Genomic DNA, 2,022 nt, shown 5'->3' on the forward strand with positions numbered 1-2,022 from the left:
GCAGAGGCGGCATGGCACCACGACGTGCGGGTGCTGCCGCTTCCGCCCGGCGCGTTCGCCCGCACCACCAGCGGCAAGCTGCGGCGGCGACGGATGCGCGAACGCTACCTGGCCGGTGACTTCGCCGAACGGGAACGCCGCTGGCACCTGGCGGCGACCAGCCGCCCACGCCCGTCGACGTCCGACCCCGCGCCACCGGCGACCTCGACGGACCCACACCCGGTATCCGCGCCGCCGTCCTCGGGGCCGCTGTCCCGGCGACGGGTCGAGCAGGTCGTCCGGGCGGTCTGGGCCCGGGTGCTGGACCGGCCCGCCGACACCATCGCGGCGGACGACCGCTTCCTGGCCATCGGCGGGTCGTCGCTCACGGCGATGGAGGTGCTGGCCGGGCTGGAGGACGCCCTCGGCACCACGTTCGATCCGGCGGACCTGCGGGACTGTCCCACCGTCGCCGCGCTCACCGACCGCATCCTGGCCGGGCCGTCGGCGACCCGGACGGCACCGCTCGGGAGTCCCGTCCCACCGGCACCGGACGACCGCTCCGGCGCGACGCCGCTCGCGGTCATCGGGATGGCCTGCCGGTTCCCCGGCGCGGACGACCCGGACGAGTTCTGGCGCGGGCTCGTCGACGGCGTCGACGCGGTGCGGCCGGTGCCGGAGCACCGGTGGACGCCGCAGGACGGCCGACCTCGCTGGGGGTCCTTCCTGGACGACCCGATGCAGCTCGACGCGGACTTCTTCGGGCTCTCCGACGAGGAGGCCCGGCTCACCGACCCGCACGCCCGACTGTTCCTGGAGATCGGGTACGAGGCGCTGGAACGGGCCGGGTACGCCGGCCCGCGCCGGCAGGGTCGACGTGTCGGCGTCTTCGCCGCCGTCGGCGAGAGCGCCTACCCCGAGCTGCTGGCCGCCACCGGTGCGGTGACCGGACCATCGGCGCTGGTCGGCAACCTGCGCAATCTCGTCGCGGCCCGGCTGTCGCAGACGCTGGACCTCGTCGGCCCGGCGATCGCGGTGGACACCGCCTGCTCGTCGGCGCTGGTCGCGCTGCACCTGGCCGCGCGCAGCCTGGCCACCGGCGAGTGCGACATCGCGGTGGTCGGCGGCGTGAACCTCAACCTCACCGAGACCGCCTACCGGCTGCTGGACGCCGCCGAGGCGTTGTCGCCGACCGGGCGGTGTCGCGCCTTCGACGCCGACGCCGACGGTTTCGTGCCCGGCGAGGGCGGTGCGGCGCTCGTCCTGTGCCGCCCCGACGACGCGTACGCCGCCGGGGACCGGGTGCTCGCGCTGGTCGCCGGCACCGCCGTCGGCAACGACGGCCGGTCGTTGAGCCTGCTCGCCCCGAATCCGCAGCGGCAGTGGGAGGTCATCGCCCGCGCGTACGCGGACGCCGGGCTCGACCCGGCCGTCGTCTCGTACGTCGAGGCGCACGGCACCGGCACCGGCCTCGGTGACCCGGTGGAGACGCGGTCACTGGCCGCCGCGTTCCCGCCCCGCCCCGACGGCACGCCCCGCTGGCTCGGGTCGGTCAAGACCAACCTGGGGCACCTGCTCAACACCGCCGGCATGCCGTCGCTGCTGAAGGTGGTGCTGGCCCTGCGGCACCGGCAGTTGCCGCCGTCGCTGCACCACGTCCGGCCGTCCACGCGGTACGACCTCGACGCCGCCGGTTTCACGGTGCTCACCGAGGCACGCCCGTGGACCGCACCCGGACCGCTGGTCGCCGGCGTGAACGCGTTCGGTTTCGGCGGCACCAACGCGCACGCCGTCCTGCGCGAGGCGCCGCCCCGGAAGCCCGTACCGCCGCCGGACGGCACCGGCGCGCACCTCGTGACGCTCACCGCGCGATCGGCGGCCGCGTTGCGGCGCAGTGCCCTCGACCTCGCCGGGCACCTGCGCGCCCGGGGTGACCTCGACGTGGCCGACGTGGTCGCCAGCGCCGGCACCGCCCGTGACGACGCGCCGTACCGGTTGGCGCTCGTCGCCGACGACTCCGGGCTGGCGGACCGGTTGGCGGCT

Annotated in this window: 1 protein-coding gene; it reads left to right on the forward strand. The window is 76.1% G+C overall.

Annotated elements, in window-relative coordinates:
* Positions 1 to 30 precede the first annotated feature (30 nt).
* Positions 31 to 2,022: beta-ketoacyl synthase N-terminal-like domain-containing protein (locus EYA84_RS31175; RefSeq protein ID WP_236146069.1), on the forward strand; the 1,992-nt coding region annotated here is incomplete at its 3' end.

This window comes from Verrucosispora sp. SN26_14.1 (genome assembly GCF_004307965.1).
In the GTDB taxonomy this organism is placed as follows: Bacteria; Actinomycetota; Actinomycetes; order Mycobacteriales; family Micromonosporaceae; genus Micromonospora.